Origin of the sequence: Streptomyces microflavus (genome assembly GCF_014650075.1) — a bacterium.
In the GTDB taxonomy this organism is placed as follows: domain Bacteria; phylum Actinomycetota; class Actinomycetes; order Streptomycetales; family Streptomycetaceae; genus Streptomyces; species Streptomyces microflavus.
On sequence record NZ_BMUG01000009.1, the window covers coordinates 287,558 to 309,048 of the forward strand.

General features: G+C 72.2%; 21 protein-coding genes. 11 read left to right on the top strand and 10 right to left on the bottom strand.

The window, feature by feature from the left end; all coding sequences use genetic code 11:
- Window positions 1-11: 11 nt before the first annotated feature.
- Window positions 12-461, bottom strand: coding sequence for a hypothetical protein (locus IE264_RS26485; RefSeq protein ID WP_373301938.1), 450 nt, complete (start codon window positions 459-461; stop codon window positions 12-14).
- 108 nt (window positions 462-569) lie between these two features.
- Between IE264_RS26485 and IE264_RS26490 the strand changes: the two genes are divergently transcribed.
- On the top strand, window positions 570-872 hold the full coding sequence (locus IE264_RS26490) for an LPXTG cell wall anchor domain-containing protein (RefSeq protein ID WP_015610955.1): 303 nt from the start codon (window positions 570-572) through the stop codon (window positions 870-872).
- Window positions 873-947: 75 nt separating this feature from the next.
- On the opposite strand, the gene hutH is transcribed toward IE264_RS26490, so the two are convergent.
- From hutH to IE264_RS26515, 5 genes are all read right to left on the bottom strand, one after another.
- Window positions 948-2,498: a histidine ammonia-lyase gene (hutH, locus tag IE264_RS26495; protein ID WP_032757624.1), complete on the bottom strand. Its 1,551-nt coding sequence runs from the start codon at window positions 2,496-2,498 to the stop codon at window positions 948-950.
- A 112-nt stretch (window positions 2,499-2,610) separates the two neighbouring features.
- Window positions 2,611-3,765 (bottom strand): GGDEF domain-containing protein, encoded by a 1,155-nt coding sequence (locus tag IE264_RS26500; protein WP_032757623.1) that lies wholly within the window; start codon window positions 3,763-3,765, stop codon window positions 2,611-2,613.
- Window positions 3,766-3,855: 90 nt separating this feature from the next.
- Window positions 3,856-4,668 carry an enoyl-CoA hydratase/isomerase family protein gene (locus IE264_RS26505; protein WP_032757622.1) on the bottom strand — a complete coding sequence of 271 codons (813 nt, stop codon included), beginning with the start codon at window positions 4,666-4,668 and terminating at the stop codon, window positions 3,856-3,858.
- Between the two features lie 177 nt (window positions 4,669-4,845).
- Entirely contained in the window at window positions 4,846-6,045 is a 1,200-nt protein-coding gene (locus tag IE264_RS26510) for an adenylate/guanylate cyclase domain-containing protein (RefSeq protein ID WP_015610951.1), read from the bottom strand.
- A 212-nt stretch (window positions 6,046-6,257) separates the two neighbouring features.
- Window positions 6,258-7,127, bottom strand: a complete 870-nt coding sequence (locus tag IE264_RS26515; protein ID WP_032757621.1) for a biotin--[acetyl-CoA-carboxylase] ligase — start codon at window positions 7,125-7,127, stop codon at window positions 6,258-6,260.
- Window positions 7,128-7,357: 230 nt separating this feature from the next.
- Here IE264_RS26515 and IE264_RS26520 point away from each other — a divergent pair, with 230 nt between their 5' ends.
- From IE264_RS26520 to IE264_RS26530, 4 genes are all read left to right on the top strand, one after another.
- Entirely contained in the window at window positions 7,358-8,938 is a 1,581-nt protein-coding gene (locus IE264_RS26520; protein WP_031123309.1) for an acyl-CoA carboxylase subunit beta, read from the top strand.
- A 30-nt stretch (window positions 8,939-8,968) separates the two neighbouring features.
- Complete coding sequence (locus tag IE264_RS26525) at window positions 8,969-9,175, top strand: acyl-CoA carboxylase epsilon subunit (protein WP_015610948.1); 207 nt, start codon at window positions 8,969-8,971, stop codon at window positions 9,173-9,175.
- Between the two features lie 86 nt (window positions 9,176-9,261).
- Window positions 9,262-9,390 carry a morphogenic membrane protein MmpB gene (mmpB, locus tag IE264_RS38465; RefSeq protein ID WP_015610947.1) on the top strand — a complete coding sequence of 43 codons (129 nt, stop codon included), beginning with the start codon at window positions 9,262-9,264 and terminating at the stop codon, window positions 9,388-9,390.
- 39 nt (window positions 9,391-9,429) lie between these two features.
- Complete coding sequence (locus tag IE264_RS26530; RefSeq protein ID WP_032757620.1) at window positions 9,430-10,041, top strand: nucleoside triphosphate pyrophosphatase; 612 nt, start codon at window positions 9,430-9,432, stop codon at window positions 10,039-10,041.
- 34 nt (window positions 10,042-10,075) lie between these two features.
- Here the strand turns inward: IE264_RS26530 and IE264_RS26535 are convergent, their stop codons facing one another.
- Window positions 10,076-10,516 (bottom strand): hypothetical protein, encoded by a 441-nt coding sequence (locus IE264_RS26535; protein WP_373301939.1) that lies wholly within the window; start codon window positions 10,514-10,516, stop codon window positions 10,076-10,078.
- Window positions 10,517-10,867: 351 nt separating this feature from the next.
- Here IE264_RS26535 and IE264_RS26540 point away from each other — a divergent pair, with 351 nt between their 5' ends.
- Window positions 10,868-12,622: an acetyl/propionyl/methylcrotonyl-CoA carboxylase subunit alpha gene (locus IE264_RS26540; protein ID WP_190167709.1), complete on the top strand. Its 1,755-nt coding sequence runs from the start codon at window positions 10,868-10,870 to the stop codon at window positions 12,620-12,622.
- 181 nt (window positions 12,623-12,803) lie between these two features.
- Complete coding sequence (locus tag IE264_RS26545) at window positions 12,804-13,346, top strand: TetR/AcrR family transcriptional regulator (RefSeq protein ID WP_441350691.1); 543 nt, start codon at window positions 12,804-12,806, stop codon at window positions 13,344-13,346.
- Between the two features lie 202 nt (window positions 13,347-13,548).
- Here IE264_RS26545 and IE264_RS26550 read toward each other — a convergent pair whose 3' ends face one another.
- Window positions 13,549-14,523 (bottom strand): DeoR/GlpR family DNA-binding transcription regulator, encoded by a 975-nt coding sequence (locus IE264_RS26550; RefSeq protein WP_078657689.1) that lies wholly within the window; start codon window positions 14,521-14,523, stop codon window positions 13,549-13,551.
- 219 nt (window positions 14,524-14,742) lie between these two features.
- Window positions 14,743-16,182, bottom strand: a complete 1,440-nt coding sequence (locus tag IE264_RS26555) for an NAD(P)H-quinone dehydrogenase (protein WP_015610941.1) — start codon at window positions 16,180-16,182, stop codon at window positions 14,743-14,745.
- Window positions 16,183-16,433: 251 nt separating this feature from the next.
- Between IE264_RS26555 and IE264_RS26560 the strand changes: the two genes are divergently transcribed.
- From IE264_RS26560 to IE264_RS26570, 3 genes are all read left to right on the top strand, one after another.
- A complete protein-coding gene (locus tag IE264_RS26560; RefSeq protein WP_015610940.1) occupies window positions 16,434-16,871 on the top strand; it encodes a gamma-glutamylcyclotransferase family protein in 438 nt (145 codons plus the stop codon).
- A gap of 104 nt (window positions 16,872-16,975) precedes the next feature.
- Complete coding sequence (locus IE264_RS26565; protein ID WP_032761064.1) at window positions 16,976-17,800, top strand: purine-nucleoside phosphorylase; 825 nt, start codon at window positions 16,976-16,978, stop codon at window positions 17,798-17,800.
- 217 nt (window positions 17,801-18,017) lie between these two features.
- On the top strand, window positions 18,018-19,658 hold the full coding sequence (locus tag IE264_RS26570; protein ID WP_032759844.1) for a phospho-sugar mutase: 1,641 nt from the start codon (window positions 18,018-18,020) through the stop codon (window positions 19,656-19,658).
- A 76-nt stretch (window positions 19,659-19,734) separates the two neighbouring features.
- Here IE264_RS26570 and IE264_RS26575 read toward each other — a convergent pair whose 3' ends face one another.
- A complete protein-coding gene (locus IE264_RS26575; protein ID WP_032759845.1) occupies window positions 19,735-20,379 on the bottom strand; it encodes a PH domain-containing protein in 645 nt (214 codons plus the stop codon).
- 161 nt (window positions 20,380-20,540) lie between these two features.
- On the opposite strand from IE264_RS26575, the gene deoC reads away from it, so the two are divergent.
- A complete protein-coding gene (deoC, locus tag IE264_RS26580; RefSeq protein ID WP_043973235.1) occupies window positions 20,541-21,488 on the top strand; it encodes a deoxyribose-phosphate aldolase in 948 nt (315 codons plus the stop codon).
- Window positions 21,489-21,491: the final 3 nt, after the last annotated feature.

Sequence of the window (21,491 nt, forward strand, 5' to 3'; positions counted from 1 at the left end):
GTTCTCACACGTCAGACCCGCTGCGCGAGGTCACCGTCCTCGCCGTCGTTCTTCCCATTGTGCGCGACCTCGTCGCCGTACCCCTCCTCGTCGTCCCCGGCCTCGGCCGGGAACGGTCCGTCCTCGTCGTCCTCGTCGTCGTCCCAGCCCTCCGCGTCGGGGTCGTAGTCGACGCTCTCGCTGCTCCAGGAAGCCTGCGCGAGCTCGACCCCGGGCACCTCGCTGACCAGGTCGAACGGGTCGATCAGCGAGGCGAGGGCCTCTGCTCCGTCTGCCCGGACGGTGGCCTCGGCATGCATCCGCTCCTCGGCGGTGTCGCTCTCGGTGATACCCGAGACCGGCTCCCCGTATTCGGCGGCGATGGATTCGAGGGCGGTACCGGTGAGGGCGTCGAGGTCGGTGACCTCCAGCACCATCTCCACGCGAACGCGAACAAACCTGGATGTCTCTTCTGTGCTCATACTCCGGAGCGTATGGCTCGTGGAGGCCGCGACTTTCCACCGACCCGCTGCTTTGCTTAGCATCGGCCCACGGGGCTAACTCATGGTTGTCGCAAGGGGATAGAAACTGTGTCCATCACTCGCCGCACGCTCCTGACCGCCACCGCCGCGGGAACGCTGCTGGCCGCTCTCTGGTTCGTCCCGTCGGCCAACGCGACCGTCGAGACCACCTCCCGGAGCGGCGCGGCCACCACGTCCGCCCAGGGCGCACCGTCCACCGCCGAGGACGCCGCCTCCGGTCCGCAGCTCGCCGAGACCGGCCCGGGGACGGACACCACCCCGTACCTGATCGTCGGCACGGCGCTGCTGGGCCTGGGCGCCGCTTCCGTCACGTACTCGGTGCGCCGCTCGGGGGCGCGCCCGGCCTTCTGAGGACGTACGCGAAAGGGCTGTCGCACCCCCCGGTGCGACAGCCCTTTCCGCATGAGCCGGACGTACGGGGCCGGCTCAGGCCAGCGGACCGGTGACCGGCTCCACGGCCGCCACCAGGCGCCCTTCCCGTACGAACGTGTCGGCGGCGGCCAGGTCCGGCGCGAGGAAGCGGTCCGGGCCCGGACCCTGCGCCCCGGCGGCCCGCAGCGCGGCCACGGCGGCCTGCGAGGCGGGGGCGGGGGTGAGGCCCTGGGCGGCCCGGATCTCGACGGCGCGGGTCGCCGCGTACAGCTCGACGGCGACGATCCTGGCGAGGTTGTCCACGGCGGTACGGAGCTTGCGCGCGGCCGACCAGCCCATGGAGACGTGGTCCTCCTGCATCGCGGAGGACGGGATGGAGTCGGCGGAGGCGGGGACCGCGAGCCGCTTCATCTCGCTGACCAGGGCGGCCTGGGTGTACTGGGCGATCATGAGGCCCGAGTCGACCCCGGCGTCGTGCGCGAGGAACGGCGGCAGCCCGTGCGAGCGGTTCTTGTCGAGCAGCCGGTCGGTGCGGCGCTCGCAGATCGAGCCGAGGTCGGCGGCGACGATCGCGAGGAAGTCCAGGACGTACGCGACGGGCGCGCCGTGGAAGTTGCCGTTGGACTCGACCCGGCCGTCGGGCAGCACCACCGGGTTGTCCACGGAGGAGGCGAGTTCGCGGCCCGCGACCACGGCCGCGTAGTCCAGGGTGTCCCGTCCGGCGCCGTTGACCTGGGGGGCGCAGCGTACGGAGTAGGCGTCCTGGACCCTGGGCGCGTCGTCCTGATGATGGCCCGTCAGGCCCGAACCGGCCAGCACCCGCAGCATGTTGTCCGCGCTGACGCCCTGGCCGGGGTGCGGGCGGATGGCGTGCAGCTCGGGGGCGAGGACCTTGTCCGTGCCGAGCAGCGCCTCCAGGGAGAGGGCGGCGGTGATGTCGGCGGAGGTGTAGAGGTTACGCAGGTCGGCGAGGGCCATGACCAGCATGCCGAGCATGCCGTCGGTGCCGTTGAGGAGGGCGAGGCCCTCCTTCTCGCGCAGCTCGACCGGGGCGATCCCGTGCGCGGCGAGCAGCTCGCCCGCCGGGCGGACCGTGCCGTCGGGGCCCTCCGCGTCGCCCTCGCCCATCAGGGTGAGCGCGCAGTGGGAGAGCGGGGCGAGGTCGCCGGAGCAGCCGAGCGAGCCGTACTCGTGGACGACGGGCGTGATGCCCGCGTTGAGCACGTCCGCCATGGTCTGGGCGACCTCGGGGCGTACGCCGGTGTGTCCGGAGGCGACCGTCTTCAGCCGCAGGAACATCAGGGCGCGCACGACCTCGCGCTCGACCCGGGGGCCCATGCCCGCCGCGTGCGAGCGGACGATGTTGCGCTGGAGCTGGGCGCGCAGCTCCGGGCTGATGTGGCGGCTGGCCAGGGCGCCGAATCCGGTGGAGACGCCGTAGACCGGCTCGGGCTTGGCCGCGAGCGCGTCCACGATGAGGCGGGAGGCGGCCAGCGCGTCCACGGCTGCGGTGGAGAGCTCGATCCGGGCGCCGTGGCGGGCCACGGCGACGACGTCCTCGGCGGTGGTTCCGGACGTCCCCACCACGACAGTGTGCATATCCATATTCAGCAGCGTACGGATTGAAACCCTGTGTGTCACTAGGGGTCGGCGGCGGGATGGTCACGAGTGGTCACCCGGGGGACCCCTTACCGACAGGCCCGCCCCGGTGACGGCCTCAGGGACGGTTGCCACGCAGCCTGCGCCGGTCGTGCGCGGACTTCGGCGGGGAGTCGGCGAGCCGGATGACCTCGCCGTCCCGCCCGGCCACCACCGGCCGCAGCGAGCGGGCGGCCTTGGCCCGGTACTGCGCCGCGTCCGCCAGCCGGAACAGCCGGCGGGCCGAGCGCACCGGGCCGATCGGGTCGCCGGTCGATGCGACCCCGCAGGCGACCCCGTTGCCCAGCTCGATCACCGCCGCCCGGTCGCACAGCTCGGTGGCCACGCCCACCACGTCGTCCGCCTCGGGTCCGTCGGCCACCAGGCAGAACTCGTCGCCGCCGAGCCGGGCGGCCAGGGCGTCCGGGAGCATCGCCCCGCAGAGGGAGAGCACCGAGCCGAAACGTTCCAGCAGCCGGTCGCCGACCGCGTGCCCATGGGTGTCGTTCACCGTCTTGAGGCCGTTGAGATCGCAGACGACGAGGCTGACGACGACCCCGGCGGTGCGGTGCGCCTCGACCGCCTCGTCGAGGCGGATGTCGACGGCCCGGCGGTTGGCGAGGCCGGTCAACGGGTCGGTGAAGGCGAGCTTGCGGACCTCTTCGAGCCGCTCGGTCTGGGCGATCCCGGAGGCCACGACGGCGGCGAGCACGGTCGCGAAGTTCGCGTCGCCCCGGTCGAAGACCGGCATCCCGGCCGGGCGCGCCACATACAGCTCACCCCAGGCCCGGCCGTGCAGCACGATCGGCGCGACCACGCAGCAGCCCCGGCCGCGCCGCCGCAGCGCCGCCACCCGCTGGTGGCAGTACGGGCGGGCGCCGCGCGCCGGGCCGCCCGCGCCGGGCAGGCCGTCGGCGGTCTCCACCCAGGCGTCGGGTTCACCGCCGCCGGCCCAGCGTTCGTGCAGGAACTCGGTGATCTCCGGGAACTCGTGGACCGGGTAGGCCTCCTCCTCGGGGAACTCCTCCTCCCCCTCGGCCCGCCGGCCCGCGTTGACCAGGACCCGCAGCCTGCCCCGGTCCCGCTCCCACACGGAGAGCGCGGCGAAGCTTCCCCCCAGCGCCTCACAGGCCCCCAGTGCGGCCGCCCGCCACGATTCGCGCGGCGTGTAGGCCGCTGCCATCGTCTGCGCCAGCGAAACCACGGCCCGCAGCCGCACATCGTCTCCACCCATTTATCCAGCTTATGTAGATTTGTTCCCTTTTGATCAGTTTGATGCGCAACTAATTTTCGGCGTCATCCAGCCGGGCGGAGGCGCGGTGCCTCACTCACCAGGCCACTGCGGGGTCCGCTTCTCGTTGAAGGCGGCCACGCCCTCCGCCCGGTCCCCGGAGAAGGCCACCGACCGCCAGGCCGCGTCCTCCACCTCCAGGCCCGCCCGCAGGTCGAGGCCGTGCCCCAGCCGGAGCGCCTTCTTGGCCGCGCGCAGGCCCACCGGCGAGTTGGCGGCCATCCGGGCGCCGAGCGCGAGGGCCTCCTCCCGGTCCCGGCCCGCCTCCACCAGCTCGTCCACCAGACCCAGCTCGCGCGCCTCGGCCGCCTCCACCCGCCGCGCGGTGAACACCAGCTCGGCGGCGCGCGCCGCACCCACCCGGCGCGGCAGCAGCTGCGTACCGCCGCCGCCCGGGATGACGCCCACCGAGACCTCGGGCAGGCCGACCACGGCGGTGGCGTCGGCGACGATCACATCGCAGGCGAGGGCCAGTTCGAAGCCGCCGCCGAGGGCGAAGCCGTGGACGGCGGCGATCGTCGGCATGGGCAGCTCCAGGACACCGGTGTAGGCGGCCCGGGCGGTGGGCCGCTGGCGTACCAGCTCGGCGTCGGTGAAGGAGTTCCGCTCCTTGAGGTCGGCACCCACACAGAAGGCCCGCTCGTGGCTGGAGGTGAGGACGGTGACCCTGACGCCCGGGTCGGCGCCGAGGGCCTCGCAGGCGGCGGCGATGGAGCAGGCCATGTCGGTGGAGACGGCGTTCATCGCCTTCGGCCGGTCGAGCACCAGCTCGGCCACGTGCTCCTGCCCCGCGTGACGCCGTACGGCGACGAACTCCCCGAACCGCTGCTCGGACGTGACGGTCATGACTGCACCCCTGTCGGTCGACTGCCGGTGGACGACACCGGCGCGTACCCGAACGCCGGTGAACGCCGATGAACGCCGGTTAACGAGCGTTACCGACAGGGATCCTAGACAGGGCACCCGGAGAACCGACAGGGCGAGCCGAGCCCGAGCACGTAAAGGAACACGTGAAGGCGGGGCTCAGGAGCCCGTCTTCCCCCGCCGGGCCAGCAGCCACGGCTCCACCACACCGAGTCCGCGCACCGGCCGCTGCCACATCGGCTGGAGCCCGAAGCGGTACGTGGGCAGCGGCGGCTGGTCGACCGGCTCGCGGCCCTCCTTCTCGGCCAGCCGCGCCCGTTCGGCGGCGGCCGCGACCTCCTCGGCGGCCTGGGCCTCGGACTCGGGGGCGTCCCCGTGCCGGACCAGCTCCTTGGCGAACGCCCCGTCGACGAGGACGGCGTCCTTCGGAGCTATCGAGGTGAGCCGGCTGGCGAGGTTGACCGTGGTGCCGAAGACGTCGCCCATGCGGGTGGTGACCGTGCCGAAGGCGATGCCGACGCGCAGTGCGGGCATCGTCTCGTCCTGGGACATCGCCTCGATCAGCCGGAGCGCTATCTCGGCGGCCGTGCCCGCGTCGTCGGCGGCGAAGAGCACCTCGTCGCCGAGGGTCTTGATGAGCCGTCCGCCGTGTGCGGCGACCAGGTCGGCGGCGGTCGTCTCGAAGGACTCGACCAGCTCGCCGAGCTCCTCCTCCTCCAGGCGCCGGGTCAGCCGGGTGAAGCCGACCAGGTCCGCGAAGCCGACGGCCAGCCGCCGGTCGACCATCTCGTCGTCGTCCGCCGCCTGCACGACCCGCCCGGTCGCGGCGGCCAGCTGGCGCCGCCACACGTAGACGAGGAACTCCTGCAGCTCCGGCAGCAACAGCTCGACCAGCGGATACGTGACCTCGGTCCGGGTCATCCCCGGCTCGGGCGGCTCGGTGAGCCCCTCCAGGAACGAGTCGATCTGCCACTCCGCCAGCCGGGCGGTGGTCTGCCCGGTCGAGCGGGCCACCTGGATCGCCATCGGCTCGCTGAGCAGCCCCGCCTCCACCAGACCGGCGAGCCGGCGCAGCGCCAGGACGTCGGCCTCGGTGAGCGCCTTGGCCTGGCCGATGTCGGCGAAGCCCATGGCCCGCCAGAAACGGGAGGCCAGGTCCATGGAGACCCCGGCGGTGCGGGCGGCCTGGAAGGGCGTGTAGCGGCGGTCCGCCCCGAGGATCAGCGCTTCGAGGCGGATCGCGAGGGGGTCGTCGGTCGGTTCGGCCGTGTGGTCGACCTCGTGATGCGGGGTGGCATGGACCGAGGAGTCCGACGGGTGCTCCTCGCCCGCGCCGGACGTCGTGTCGCCGACGGTCACCAGCCGCCTCCTGCCCGTTCCCTGCGCACTGCCTGCCGATCTGTCGCTGATCGCCTCGACATGATCTGTCGCTGGATCGCCTCAACAATACGGCAGGTGTGCCCTAGCTCACGTCCTTGGTTGCCCGATACGGGTGCGTCGCGCGTGACATCCACCGGTTACGCGGTATCCACCCCTTACCCGGCCCCCTCCCGTACGGGCATTCGGGTGTCTCACGTCAGTCCGCCCGCCGCCCCCCGCAGGTGCACGATGTCGCCCGCCGACACCGGCTGCTGGAGTCCCCCCTCGGTGGAGAGCACCAGACGCCCGTCGCCGTCGATCGCGACGGCCTGCCCGACCAGGGAGTTCCCGCCCGGCAGCTCGGCCCGCACGGTCCGGTCCAGGGTCGCGCAGCCCGCCGTGTACGCGGCCTGGAGCCCGCTCGCCGACGCGTCGCCGTCGGCCGCCTTCCACTCCCCGTACCGGTGCTCCAACGAGCGCAGGACGGCCCGCAGCAGGGTCTCCCGGTCGGTGGAGACGGCCCCGGCGAGGGCCAGGGACCCGGCGGTGGGGGCGGGGAGCTCGTCGGCGCGCAGCGAGACGTTGATGCCCAGGCCGACGACGATGCCGTCCCCGGCGAACTCCCCGAGGATGCCGCCCGCCTTGCGCTCCTCCCCCTCCACTGTGACCAGCAGGTCGTTGGGCCATTTGAGTGCCGTGTCGACGCCCGCCGACTTCGCTAGCCCGGTCGCGGCGGCCACCCCGGCGAGCAGCGGCACCCACCCCCACCGCTCCACGGGTACGTCGCCGGGCTCCAGGTACACCGAGAAGAACAGCCCGGAGCGGGGCGGCGCGGTCCAGCTCCGCTCCAGCCGGCCGCGCCCGGCGGTCTGCTCCTCGGCGACCAGGACCGTGCCCTCGGCCAGGAAGCCGGAGCGGGCCCGCTCCGCGAGGTCGGAGTTGGTCGATCCGGTGGTCTCCACGACCTCCAGCTCGCTCCAGAGCGCGTCCGGCCGCAGCAGCCCGCGGCGCAGTGCGGTCACGTTCAGGGGCGGCCGGTCCAGGTCCGACCAGCGGTTGTGTGGCGCATCCGGTGGTGTCATGCAAGCCACCCTAGGTGTGGCAAAGGACGCACTGCCTTTCCGGAGGCGCGCCGATACCCTACGAGTCAGTAGCCACGAGTTACGCAACAGAGTTACGCAACACAGCCGACGAACAGCGATACGCGTCGGAGTGACGCATCAGCAGCCGCAGAGCCGGACAGACGACCGGTCGTCCCCCCGAGACCGTCACCGTTCGTCGTCCCCGTGACCAGGCAGGGAGCCGCCCCCCGATGTCCGAGCCGCTAAGCGACATCCACACCACCGCGGGCAAGCTCGCGGACCTGAGCCGCCGCATCGACGAAGCGACGCACGCCGGTTCGGCCCGCGCGGTCGAGAAGCAGCACGCCAAGGGCAAGCTGACGGCCCGTGAGCGGGTCGAGCTGCTGCTGGACGAGGGCTCCTTCGTGGAGCTCGACGAGTTCGCCCGGCACCGCTCCACCAATTTCGGCATCGAGAAGAACCGCCCGTACGGCGACGGTGTCGTCACCGGGTACGGCACGGTCGACGGCCGCCCGGTCTGCGTGTACTCGCAGGACTTCACCATCTTCGGCGGTTCGCTCGGCGAGGTCTACGGCGAGAAGATCGTCAAGGTCATGGACTTCGCGCTGAAGACCGGCTGTCCGGTCATCGGCATCAACGACGGCGGCGGCGCGCGCATCCAGGAGGGTGTGGCCGCGCTCGGTCTGTTCGCCGAGATCTTCCGCCGCAACGTGCACGCCTCCGGGGTGATCCCGCAGATCTCGCTGATCGTCGGCCCGTGCGCGGGCGGTGCGGTCTACTCCCCCGCGATCACCGACTTCACGGTGATGGTCGACCAGACCTCGCACATGTTCATCACCGGGCCCGACGTCATCAAGACGGTCACCGGTGAGGACGTCGGCTTCGAGGAGCTGGGCGGAGCCCGTACGCACAACACCACCTCCGGGGTGGCGCACCACATGGCGGGCGACGAGAAGGACGCCATCGAGTACGTCAAGTCCCTCCTGTCCTACCTCCCTTCGAACAACCTCTCCGAGGCCCCGGCGTTCCCGGAGGAGGCGGACCTCGCCACCACCGACGAGGACCGCGAGCTGGACACGCTGATCCCGGACTCGGCGAACCAGCCGTACGACATGCACACCGCGATCGAGCACGTGCTGGACGACGCGGAGTTCCTGGAGACCCAGTCCCTGTTCGCGCCGAACATCCTCACCGGCTTCGGGCGGGTCGAGGGGCACCCGGTCGGGATCGTCGCCAACCAGCCGATGCAGTTCGCCGGCTGCCTGGACATCAACGCGAGCGAGAAGGCGGCCCGCTTCGTCCGGACCTGCGACGCGTTCAACGTGCCGGTCATCACCTTCGTCGACGTGCCGGGCTTCCTGCCGGGCGTGGACCAGGAGTACGGCGGCATCATCCGGCGCGGCGCAAAGCTGATCTACGCCTACGCGGAGGCGACGGTCCCGCTGATCACCGTCATCACCCGCAAGGCGTTCGGCGGCGCGTACGACGTGATGGGCTCCAAGCACCTGGGCGCCGACCTGAACGTGGCCTGGCCGACCGCCCAGATCGCCGTCATGGGCGCCCAGGGCGCGGTGAACATCCTGCACCGCCGCACCATCGCGGCCGCCGAGGACCCGGAAGCCACCCGCGCCGAGCTGATGGCGGACTACGAGGACGCGCTGCTCAACCCGTACGTGGCGGCCGAGCGCGGCTACGTCGACGCGGTGATCATGCCGTCCGAGACCCGGGCCCACATCGTGAAGGGCCTGCGTCAGCTGCGTACGAAGCGGGAATCACTGCCTCCGAAGAAGCACGGCAACATCCCGCTGTAGCCGCCCGGCCCGTCACAGAGAGGTCTGCTCATGATCAGAGTCGTACGGGGCAACCCGACCCCTGAGGAGCTGGCCGCCGCCCTGGCGGTGGTCCAGGCCCGCGCCGCGGCGAGCGCCGCCGTCTCGTCCGGCGCGCCCGTCCCGCCCGAGCAGTGGTCCGACCCGGGCCGCATCGCCCGCACGGGCCGCCCGCAGCCGGGCCCCCGGGCCTGGGCCCGGACGTACTGGCCGGCCTGAGCCGCCCGGGTGTGTCCGCCGGGCGCCGCTGCGCTTGAGTACCCGTACTCAGGCGCTGCGGCGCCCGGCGGAGCAGGATCGGAAGCATGCTGTGGTCCGACCCCGAGAACAAGCCTCCGAAGGAACTGCGCGACGCCCAGGACATGATGCGCCGCGCGGGCTTCGTGCTCGCGCTGGCGATGGTGGTCGCGATGTTCGTGCTCGGCACCCGCTGAGACCTGGCAGGACTTTCCGGGGTCTCAGCTCCTTCTACGATGGCCGGTATGACTGATCAGCGCCGCCTCGTGCTCGCCTCCGCCTCCCCCGCCCGCCTCGGCCTGCTGCGCCAGGCGGGTTTCGCCCCCGAGGTGATCGTCAGCGGGGTGGACGAGGACGCCCTGACCGCCCCGACCCCCGGTGAGCTGGCCCTGGTGCTGGCCCGGGCCAAGGCGGCGGCGGTCGCGGAGCGCCCCGAGGCGGCGGGCGCCCTGGTCATCGGCTGCGACTCGGTGCTTGAGCTGGACGGCGAGGCGCTCGGCAAGCCGGCCGACGCCGAGGAGGCCACCGCCCGCTGGAAGGCGATGCGCGGCCGGTCCGGCATCCTGCAGACCGGCCACAGCGTGATCGACACCGCATCGGGCCGTCACGCCTCGGCGACGGCGTCCACCGTCGTACGGTTCGGCGAGCCGAGCGACGCCGAGGTCGCCGCGTACGTCGCGTCGGGAGAGCCGCTGCACGTCGCGGGAGCCTTCACGCTGGACGGCCGCTCGGCGCCGTTCGTCGACTCCATCGAGGGCGACCACGGCAATGTGATCGGCCTCTCGCTGCCGCTGCTGCGCCGCCTGCTGGGCGAACTGGACATCTCCGTTACGGAGTTGTGGGTCTGATACGGGTTCCGTGAGGCGGGCGGCGGTCGGCGGCTCAGGCCGCCGCCGGGGCGACCTCTTCGCCCACCCGGTCCTCGGTGCGGTCCTCGGGGCCGTACGCCAGCAGGGTGAACACCAGCAGCGCCAGCACCACCATCATGAAGGCGAAGGCGGACCAGCCCACCAGTCCCACGGTCACCGCGCCGAGCACCCCGTGCACCACCGCGCAGCCGATCAGGGCGATCCGGCCGAACCGCCCCGGCGAGCGGTCCCGGACCCCGGCCAGCAGGGGGATCAGCCCGCACCCGATCAGCAGCACGGCGGAGACCCCGCCCAGCACCCAGGTCCCGGTGGACATGGCCTTCGGGTCCATCCCCGCCAGCGACATGTTCTGGTTCTTGGTGACCGTGGCGAGGACGGCGTTGATGGCGAAGATGCCGACCGCCTCCCCGAACAGCACGAGCGCGGTCACGATCGCCACCGGTCTGCGCAGCAAAGCGCCACCCCCTGTTACCTGCAGTACGTCCGTAGCGCGGACCCTACTCACCGGTATTCCTTCGGACAAGGGGTCGGACCGCTCCGTACGCCACGCAAAGAATCACTCGGCCGTTCGTAGGGAGTCCACAAAGAAACGCCGTGAGGCGTTGACCTTCAAGACAGAGACCTGCACCACACCGGCTGGTTACTGTGCGGTGGTAGAACCCGGCGTACCGTGGTGCCACAAGGGATTTCACTACTGGGGCAAGCCTCGGATCACACTCCGTGTGGGCAAGCTCACCATTGGGGACGGGTCGTAGCGCCGTGTCGGTAGTCCCTAAACTCAGCTTGTTTCAAGGAGGGAGTCATCGTGCGCAAGGTGCTCATCGCCAACCGTGGCGAAATCGCTGTCCGCGTTGCTCGGGCGTGCCGGGATGCGGGGATCGCGAGCGTGGCGGTCTACGCCGATCCGGACCGGGACGCGTTGCATGTCCGGGCGGCCGACGAGGCGTTCGCGCTGGGCGGTGACACCCCGGCCGCCAGTTATCTGGACATGGCCAAGGTGCTGCAGGCCGCCGAGGACTCCGGGGCGGACGCGATTCACCCGGGGTACGGGTTCCTGTCGGAGAACGCCGAGTTCGCCCAGGCCGTCCTGGACGCGGGGCTGACGTGGATCGGGCCGCCGCCGCAGGCGATCCGGGACCTGGGGGACAAGGTCGCGGCCCGTCATATCGCGCAGCGCGCGGGGGCCCCGCTGGTGGCCGGTACGCCGGACCCGGTCGCCGGGTCGGCGGAGGTCGTGGCGTTCGCCCAGCAGAACGGGCTGCCGATCGCGATCAAGGCGGCGTTCGGTGGTGGCGGGCGGGGGCTGAAGGTGGCCCGGACGCTGGAGGAGATCCCGGAGCTGTACGACTCCGCCGTCCGTGAGGCCGTCGCCGCGTTCGGGCGGGGCGAGTGCTTCGTCGAGCGCTACCTCGACAAGCCCCGCCACGTGGAGACCCAGTGCCTGGCCGACACCCACGGCAACGTCGTGGTCGTCTCGACCCGTGACTGCTCGCTCCAGCGCCGCCACCAGAAGCTGGTGGAGGAGGCCCCGGCCCCCTTCCTGAGCCCGGCGCAGAACGAGGAGCTGTACGCGGCGTCCAAGGCGATCCTGAAGGAAGCCGGATACGTCGGCGCCGGCACGGTGGAGTTCCTCGTCGGGGCCGACGGGACGATCTCGTTCCTGGAGGTCAACACCCGCCTCCAGGTCGAGCACCCCGTCACCGAAGAGGTCACCGGCATCGACCTCGTACGCGAGATGTTCCGCATCGCCGACGGTGAGGAGCTCGGCTACGGCGACCCGGCCGTGCGCGGGCACTCCTTCGAGTTCCGCATCAACGGCGAAGACCCCGGCCGCGGGTTCCTCCCCGCCCCGGGCACCGTGACGACATTCGCCCCGCCGACCGGCCCGGGTGTCCGCCTGGACGCCGGCGTCGAGACCGGGTCCGTGATCGGCCCCGCCTGGGACTCCCTCCTCGCCAAACTCATCGTCACCGGCGCCACGCGTGAACAGGCACTCCAGCGCGCCGCCCGCGCACTCGCCGAGTTCCAGGTCGAAGGCATGGCCACCGCCATCCCCTTCCACCGCGCCGTCGTCACCGACCCCGCCTTCACCGCCGACCCCTTCACCATCCACACCCGCTGGATCGAGACCGAGTTCGTCAACGAGATCAAGCCCTTCGCCGCCCCGGCGGACGCCGACACCGAGGACGAGGCCGGTCGCGAGACCGTCGTCGTCGAGGTCGGCGGCAAGCGGCTGGAGGTCTCGCTGCCCTCCTCGCTCGGCATGTCGCTGGCCCGGACCGGCCTCGCCGCCGGTGCGAAGCCGAAGCGGCGCGCGGCGAAGAAGGCCGGTTCCGCCGCCTCCGGTGACTCCCTCGCCTCCCCGATGCAGGGCACGATCGTCAAGGTCGCGGTGGAGGAGGGCCAGGAGGTCAAGGAGGGCGACCTCGTCGTCGTCCTGGAGGCCATGAAGATGGAGCAGCCGCTCAACGCGCACCGCTCCGGCACGGTCAAGGGGCTCACGGCGGAGGTCGGCGGTTCCGTCTCCTCCGGCGCCCTGATCTGCGAGATCAAGGACTGACGGCTCAGTTCGTACGGAGGGGCCCGGCCCGCGTCGTCAGGACGCGGGCCGGGCCCCTCCGCGTGCAGTGGCATCCTGGATCCCGACGGAAGAACGAAGACCCGGGAACCGAGGGAGGGCGGGAGCCATGGCAGGGCCGATCTCGATGGGGACGGGCACGGCGCGGCCGCCGGAGCGGCCGATGCGCGCGGACGCCCGCCGGAACCACGAACGCCTCGTCGGGGTGGCCCGTACGGCCTTCGCCGAGCACGGCACGGATGCCTCGCTGGAGGACATCGCCCGGCAGGCGGGCGTGGGCATCGGCACCCTCTACCGGCACTTCCCCAACCGGGATGCCCTGATGAACGCCGTCTTCCAGGACGCGCTGTGCTCACTCCTGGACCGCTCCAGGGAGCTGGCGGGGGCGGAGGCTCCGTGCCGGGCGCTGGTGGACTGGCTGGGCGCGATCATCACTCATGCGGGTGAGTACCGCGGACTGGCCCGCGCGCTCATGTCGGCCTCGCAGGACCGGAATTCGGCGCTCGCCCAGTGCCATCTGCCGTTGCGGGAGGCGGGGGCGGGGCTGTTGCGGCGGGCGCAGGAGAGCGGGGCGGTGCGGGCGGATGTCTCGATCGACGATCTGCTGCAGCTGACGAATGCGATCGCGTTGGCGGCGGAGCAGTCGGCGGATGATCCTGAGTTGGCGGGGCGGTTGTTGCGGCTGACTTTGCGGGGGCTGAAGTAGGGGGGTGGGTGGGGCGCCCCGTACCCCGCTCTGTCCTCAAGCGCCGGACGGGCTGAGGTTTCGGGGCTCCGCCCCGGACCCCGCTCCTCAAACGCCGGAGGGGCTGAAATAGCGCCCGCATCTCCAGCGTCGAGGGCAGGCAAATCCAGCCCCTCCGGCGTTTGAGGAGCGGGGGTTCGGGGGCAGCGCCCCCGACGTGGGCCTACCGCCGCCGCAGGTCCGCCACCCGGGCCCGCTCGCCCGGCGACGCCTGGTCGGACAGCGAGGACGCGCTGCGCAGCTGCGGCCCCAGCCCCCCGTTCCGCGTCGTCGTCGTCCGCCGCTGCCCCGGCAACGGCATCTCGCGGCGGGGCCGGCGCTCCCCGGGGGGAGCCTCGCCCGCCGACGCGTCCGGCTCGGGGCCCGCCACCGTGACCTCCACGCCCTGGTCCGCCAGCGCCTGGAGTTCCGCCGCCGCACGTTCGTCGTGGAGCGGGGGTTCGTCCGTCACGAGACGGGTGATCAGATCCGTGGGCACCGTCTGGAACATGGTGTCGGCGCCGAGCTTCGTGTGGTCCGCCAGCACGACCACCTCGGCGGCCGCCTCCACCAGGGCCCGGTCGACGCTGGCCGAGAGCATGTTGGAGGTGGACAGGCCACGCTCCGCCGTGAGACCGCTTCCGGAGAGGAAGGCCCGGGAGACCCGCAGCCCCTGGAGGGACTGCTCGGCCCCGCTGCCCACCAGCGCGTAGTTGCTCCCGCGCAGGGTGCCGCCGGTCATGACGACCTCCACCCGGTTGGCATGGGCCAACGCCTGGGCGACCAGCAGCGAGTTGGTGACCACGGTGAGACCGGGGACCCGCGCGAGCCGGCGGGCCAGCTCCTGCGTGGTCGTACCGGCGCCGACCACGATGGCCTCGCCCTCACCTACGAGGCCTGCGGCCAGGTCGGCGATGGCCGTCTTCTCCGCGGTGGAGAGATGGGATTTCTGCGGAAAGCCGGACTCCCGCGTAAAACCGCCCGGCAAGACCGCACCGCCGTGCCGGCGGTCGAGGAGTCCTTCTGCCTCCAGCGCCCGCACGTCCCGCCGTACGGTCACTTCGGAGGTCTGGACGACGCGGGCGAGCTCACGGAGCGATACCGCCCCGTTGGCGCGCACCATTTCGAGGATCAACTGACGACGTTCTGCAGCGAACACGAAACTGACAGTAACCTGGCCGCCGGTGAGTTTTCAGCAGTTTGCGCCGAATAACGGAAGTTGTACATCCGGCAGCGCCCCAAGTGGTATAGGGGCTTTCGTTGTTGTCCGGGTGTGATCGCCGGGCGGTCGCAACCCCCGTCCGGAGTGACGGGGGTTGCCGGGGAATGTCTGGATTCCCCGGCGACCCAAAGGCTTCGCCCAGTCCCTGACCTGCTGTCAGCCCTCGTCCATGAGCTTGCGGGTGTGGAGCTGCCGGGCCACTTCTGCGATCGATCCGGACAGGGACGGGTACACGGTGAATGCGTTTGCGATCTGCTCCACGGTCAGGTTGTTGTCGACCGCGAGCGAGATCGGGTGGATCAGCTCGCTGGCGCGCGGTGCGACGACACAGCCGCCGACGACGATCCCCGTACCGGGACGGCAGAAGATCTTGACGAAGCCGTCGCGGATGCCCTGCATCTTGGCGCGCGGGTTGCGCAGCAGCGGCAGCTTCACCACCCGGGCCTCGATCTTGCCCGCGTCGACGTCGGCCTGGCTGTAGCCGACGGTGGCGATCTCCGGGTCGGTGAAGACGTTGGCCGAGACCGCCTTGAGGTTCAGCGGGGCGACCGCGTCGCCGAGGAAGTGGTACATCGCGATCCGGCCCTGCATCGCGGCGACCGAGGCCAGCGCGAAGATCCCGGTGACGTCACCGGCCGCGTAGACGCCGGGGGCGCTGGTGCGCGAGACCCGGTCGGTCAGGATGTGGCCGGAGTCCTTCAGCCGTACGCCGGCCTCCTCCAGGCCCATGCCCGCGGTGTTGGGGATCGCGCCGACCGCCATCAGGCAGTGCGAGCCGGTGATGACCCGGCCGTCGGCCAGCGTCACCTCGACCCGGTCTCCGACCCGTTTGGCGGACTCGGCGCGGGAGCGGGCCATGACGTTCATGCCGCGGCGCCGGAACACGTCCTCCAGCACGGCGGCGGCGTCCGGGTCCTCGCCCGGCAGCACCCGGTCGCGGGAGGAGACGAGGGTGACGCGGGAGCCGAGCGCCTGGTAGGCCCCGGCGAACTCGGCGCCGGTGACACCCGAACCGACCACGATGAGCTCTTCGGGGAGCTCGTCGAGGTCGTAGACCTGGGTCCAGTTCAGGATGCGCTCGCCGTCCGGCTGCGCGTCCGGGATCTCGCGGGGGTGGCCGCCGGTCGCTATCAGCACCGCGTCGGCGCTGAGCCGCTCCTCGGTGCCGTCTGCGGCGGTGACGACGACCTGGCGGGAGCCGTCGGCCGCCTGGAGCCCGTCGAGCCGGCCGCGGCCGCGCATCACGCGGGCGCCGGCCCGGGTGACGGAGGCGGTGATGTCGTGGGACTGGGCGAGCGCCAGGCGCTTGACCCGTCGGTTGACCTTGCCGAGGTCCACGCCGACCACCCGGGCGGCGTGCTCCTTGTGCGGCGTGTCGTCGGCGACGATGATCCCCAGCTCCTCGTACGAGGAGTCGAAGGTCGTCATCACCTCGGCCGTCGCGATCAGGGTCTTCGATGGCACGCAGTCGGTGAGTACCGAGGCTCCGCCGAGGCCGTCGCAGTCGACGACGGTCACCTCCGCGCCGAGCTGGGCGCCCACAAGAGCCGCCTCGTAGCCGCCGGGGCCGCCGCCGATGATCACGATCCGGGTCACGAAAAGTCCGCCTCGCGTGGTGTCATCCCACGGCCGTCTGCCGCCCCGGCCGGGGGTCCGGGGGATCGCCCCGGGGGAATGCAGTACGTACTCCATTGTCCCGCACGCGCCAAGCACATTCGCCCCGGGGCCCTCCATACGGGAACGGGCCGCCCGCGCAGCCCTCCGGGGCCGCGCCCGGAACTCCCCCGACCGGGGCCTTCGTCACAGGAACCGGCACTCCCGCGACCACCTCCCGTACCCTCGGTCCCATGTCGCTCTACGCCGCGTACGCCGGCAACCTCGACGCGCGGCTCATGACCCGCCGCGCCCCGCATTCCCCGATGCGCAGCACCGGCTGGCTCAACGGCTGGCGGCTGACCTTCGGCGGGGAGCAGATGGGCTGGGAGGGAGCGCTGGCCACCGTGGTGGAGGCGCCGCGCTCCCAGGTCTTCGTCGCGCTGTACGACCTGGCGCCGATGGACGAGGACTCCATGGACCGCTGGGAGGGCGTCGGGCTCGACATCTACCGGCGCATGCGCGTCCGTGTGCACACCCTGGACGGCGAGGAGCCGGCCTGGATGTATGTGCTGAACGGGTACGAGGGCGGGCTGCCCTCGGCGCGCTACCTGGGCGAGATCGCGGACGCGGCCGAGTCCGCGGGCGCCCCGCACGACTATGTGATGGGCCTGCGCAAGCGCCCCTGCTGAGCGGGGCTCCGGGGGCCTCTTCGTGCGAAGCCACAAAGCCACCCGCCGACTCTTTGCGCAAGGTCATCTACGCGCGTAGGCATTCAGCGGTTACGCTCTTCCGCGTGAACGCATCAGTTATTCCGGACAACATCCAGGGCGACCCGTACGCAGCCGCTGCCGGGGCCGCCGCCCGCCTGCGCGAGCTGACCGGCGCCGAGACCCACGACGTCGCCCTGGTCATGGGCTCCGGCTGGGCCCCCGCGGGCGAAGCACTCGGCGCCCCGGAGGCCGAGTTCCCCGTCACCGAGCTCCCCGGCTTCCCGGCGCCCGCGGTCGAGGGCCACGGCGGCACCATCCGCTCGTACAAGATCGGTGACAAGCGCGCGCTGGTCTTCCTCGGCCGCACGCACTACTACGAGGGCCGCGGCGTCGCCGCCGTCGCCCACGGAGTCCGTACGGCGGTGGCCGCGGGCTGCAAGACGGTCGTCCTGACCAACGGCTGCGGCGGCCTGCGCGAGGGCATGCGCCCCGGGCAGCCGGTGCTGATCAGCGACCACATCAACCTCACGGCGACCTCCCCGATCGTGGGCGCCAACTTCGTCGACCTGACCGACCTGTACTCGCCGCGCCTGCGCGCGCTGTGCAAGGAGATCGACGACACGCTCGAAGAGGGCGTGTACGTCCAGTTCCCCGGCCCGCACTACGAGACCCCGGCCGAGATCAACATGGTCCGGGTCATGGGCGGCGACCTGGTGGGCATGTCCACGGTCCTGGAGGCCATCGCGGCCCGCGAGGCGGGCGCCGAGGTGCTCGGCCTCTCCCTGGTCACCAACCTGGCCGCGGGCCTCTCCGGCGAGCCCCTGAACCACGAGGAAGTCCTCCAGGCCGGCCGCGACTCGGCGACGCGGATGGGCGCCCTGCTGGCCCAGGTGCTGGACCGCATCTAGGACCCGCCCATTTTCAGCCTGTCCGGCGTTTGAGGACCGGGGCCACCTCCCAGCCCGTCCGGCGTTCGAGGACCGGGGTCCGGGGCGGAGCCCCGGTTTCGGGAAGGGGCGGGGAGGGGAACAGCCCGCGCAGCGCCCACCCCACCTCACCCCCGCCCCGCCGGCCCCCGCACCCGCACCACCCCCGAAAGCCCCCGCACCCCGAAAGGCGGACCCCGTGCAGCACGACCTCATCGCGCAGGCCAGGACCTGGCTGGCCGAGGACCCCGACCCCGAGACGCGCGACGAGCTGGGCGCCCTCATCGAGGCGGGCGACACCCAGGAGCTCGCCGCCCGTTTCGCGGGCACGCTCCAGTTCGGCACCGCCGGGCTGCGCGGCGAGCTGGGGGCCGGGCCCATGCGGATGAACCGGTCCGTGGTGGTCCGGGCGGCGGCGGGCCTCGCCGCCTACCTCAAGGCGCAGGGCGAGGAGGGCGGGCTCGTCGTCATCGGCTACGACGCCCGCTACAAGTCGGAGGACTTCGCGCGCGACACCGCGGCCGTGATGACCGGCGCCGGACTCCGCGCCGCCGTCCTCCCCCGCCCGCTCCCCACCCCCGTACTGGCGTACGCCATAAGGCACCTGGGCGCCGTCGCCGGCGTCGAGGTCACCGCCAGCCACAACCCGCCCCGCGACAACGGCTACAAGGTCTACCTCGGCGACGGCTCGCAGATCGTGCCCCCGGCCGACGGCGAGATCGCGGCCGCCATCGCCGCGGTCGGCCCGCTGGACGGCGTGGCCCGCCCGGAGGACGGCTGGCAGGCCCTCGGCGAGGAGGTCCTGGACGCCTATCTCGCCCGTACGGACGCGGTCCTGGACGCCAGGAGCCCCCGTACGGCACGCATCGTCTACACCGCGATGCACGGCGTCGGCACCTCCGTGCTGACCGCGGCGTTCGACCGGGCCGGGTTCCCCGCGCCGGTGCTCGTCGCCGAGCAGGCCGAGCCGGACCCCGCGTTCCCCACCGTGGCCTTCCCCAATCCGGAGGAGCCCGGCGCGATGGATCTCGCCTTCGCCACCGCGCGCCGGTCGGCCCCGGACCTGATCATCGCCAACGACCCGGACGCGGACCGCTGCGCCGTCGCCGTGCCCGACACCGCCACCGAGGGCGGCTGGCGGATGCTGCGGGGCGACGAGGTCGGCGCACTGCTCGCCGCGCACCTGGTGGAGCGGGGCGCCTCCGGCGTGTTCGCCGAGTCGATCGTGTCGTCTTCGCTGCTCGGCCGGATCGCCGAGAAGGCGGGCCTCGGCTACGAGGAGACCCTGACGGGCTTCAAGTGGATCGCCCGGGTGGACGGACTGCGGTACGGCTACGAGGAGGCGCTCGGCTACTGCGTCGACCCCGAGGGCGTCCGCGACAAGGACGGCATCACCGCCGCCCTGCTCGTCGCCGAGCTCGCCTCCGTACTGAAGGAGCAGGGCCGTACGCTGCTGGACCTGCTGGACGATCTGGCGCTCGCCCACGGGCTGCACGCCACCGACCAGCTGTCGGTGCGGGTGGAGGACCTGTCGGTCATCGCGGACGCCATGGCCCGGCTCCGCGAGCAGCCGCCGACCGCGCTGGCCGGCCTCGCCGTCACCTCGGCCGAGGACCTGTCGCAGGGCACGGACAAGCTGCCGCCCACCGACGGGCTGCGCTACCACCTGGAGGGCGCCCGGGTGATCGTCCGCCCGAGCGGCACCGAGCCGAAGCTGAAGTGCTACCTGGAGGTGGTGGTCCCGGTCGCGGACGCCGCCGGGCTGCCCGCCGCACGGGCGCGGGGCGCGGAGCTGCTCGCCGGGATCAAGCGGGACCTGGCGGCGGCCGCCGGGATCTGAGACGTACGTACACACAACGGAGGACCAGCCCCCGAAGAGCGGGAGCCGGTCCTCCGTTGTGTGCGGGCCGCTGCCCTCAGCCGATCGCCGCCAGCACCACGAACAGCACGACCCCCGCGGCGGCCGGGGCGATCACCTCGTACGCCCAGCGCACCGAGCCCGTGGTGGTCCCACCGGCCGGGTCGCCCGCCTTCTCGGCGAGCCCCCGCAGCTCCACGATCGTCTGGTCGGCGGCCGCGACGGGCGGGACGGTGTGCCGGTGGGCGTCGGCGGCCGCGCCGGGCGAGAACCGGCCGTAGGCGTCCTTGTGCGGAGCACGGCCCGCCACACGCGAGGCGCGCTTGCGGTCGCGCAGCGAGACGGGCACCGCCCAGAGCTGGTACTTGGTGCCGCCGGTGGCGATCAGCTCGGAGGAGTAGCCGGCCCGGACGTCGGCGACCTCGGTCCACGGCAGCCGGATCGTGCGGAACGGGTTACGGATGCGGATCCGCTCGTCGTTCACGAAGACGGCGGGCCGCAGGGTGAACGCCACGATCAGCGGCACCGCGGTGAGCAGGGCGGCCAGGGCGAACCAAGGGGCCTGTCCCTCGCCCTGGATCAGGGCGTCCCCGGCCATCACGGCGATCAGCGCCAGGAGCAGCACCCCGCAGACCAGCGCGGCTGTCGAGCGGTAGGTCCGGTCGGCGTACTGCGGCTCTGCGGGGGGTGTGGGGCTCGTCATGGGGCCGATTCTGCCTGACGGACCCGGAGGACGGGCCTCCGGCCACCCGGGCCCGGCCGTCCCGCGCCGGAGAGGAAGTGGCGGAACGTGTGGCGGTGCGCACGGTTGGGCGCTCCCCCTGTACAGGTCGCTACGCGCGTAGATATGCTCCCCTGGTGACCATGCCCACCACTGCTCCCGCATTCTCCGACGCGACGGCGTCCGACAGTGCGCTGCGCCGCTTCCTGTTCGGGCTGCCCGGCGTCGACGCCGTCGGCCTCGAAGCGCGCGCCGCCTCCCTCGGAACCCGTTCGATCAAGACGACGGCCAAGGCGTACGCCATCGATCTCGCCATCTCGATGATCGACCTGACGACGCTGGAAGGCGCGGACACCCCGGGCAAGGTCCGGGCTCTCGCCGCCAAGGCCGTCCACCCCGACCCGACCGACCGCACGACCCCGCGTACCGCCGCGGTCTGCGTCTACCCCGACATGGCGGCCACCGCCGCGGCCGCGCTCGCCGGTTCCGGTGTGAAGGTGGCGTCCGTGGCGACCGCCTTCCCGGCCGGCCGCGCCGCGCTGGACATCAAGCTCGCGGACGTCCGTGACGCCGTGGCCGCGGGGGCCGACGAGATCGACATGGTGATCGACCGGGGGGCCTTCCTCTCCGGCCGGTTCATGAAGGTCTACGAGGAGATCCTCGCCGTGAAGGCCGAGTGCGGCACCGCCCGCCTCAAGGTGATCTTCGAGACCGGTGAGCTGTCCACGTACGACAACATCCGCCGGGCCTCCTGGCTCGGGATGCTGGCGGGCGCGGACTTCATCAAGACCTCGACCGGCAAGGTGGCCACCAACGCCACCCCCGCCAACACCCTGCTGATGCTGGAGGCCGTGCGCGACTTCCGGGCGCAGACCGGCGTACAGATCGGTGTGAAGCCGGCCGGCGGCATCCGCACCACCAAGGACGCGGTCAAGTTCCTGGTGCTGGTGAACGAGACGGCGGGCGAGGACTGGCTGGACAACCACTGGTTCCGGTTCGGCGCCTCCAGCCTCCTCAACGACCTGCTGATGCAGCGCCAGAAGCTCAGCACCGGCCGTTACTCCGGCCCCGATTACGTGACGGTGGACTGATAC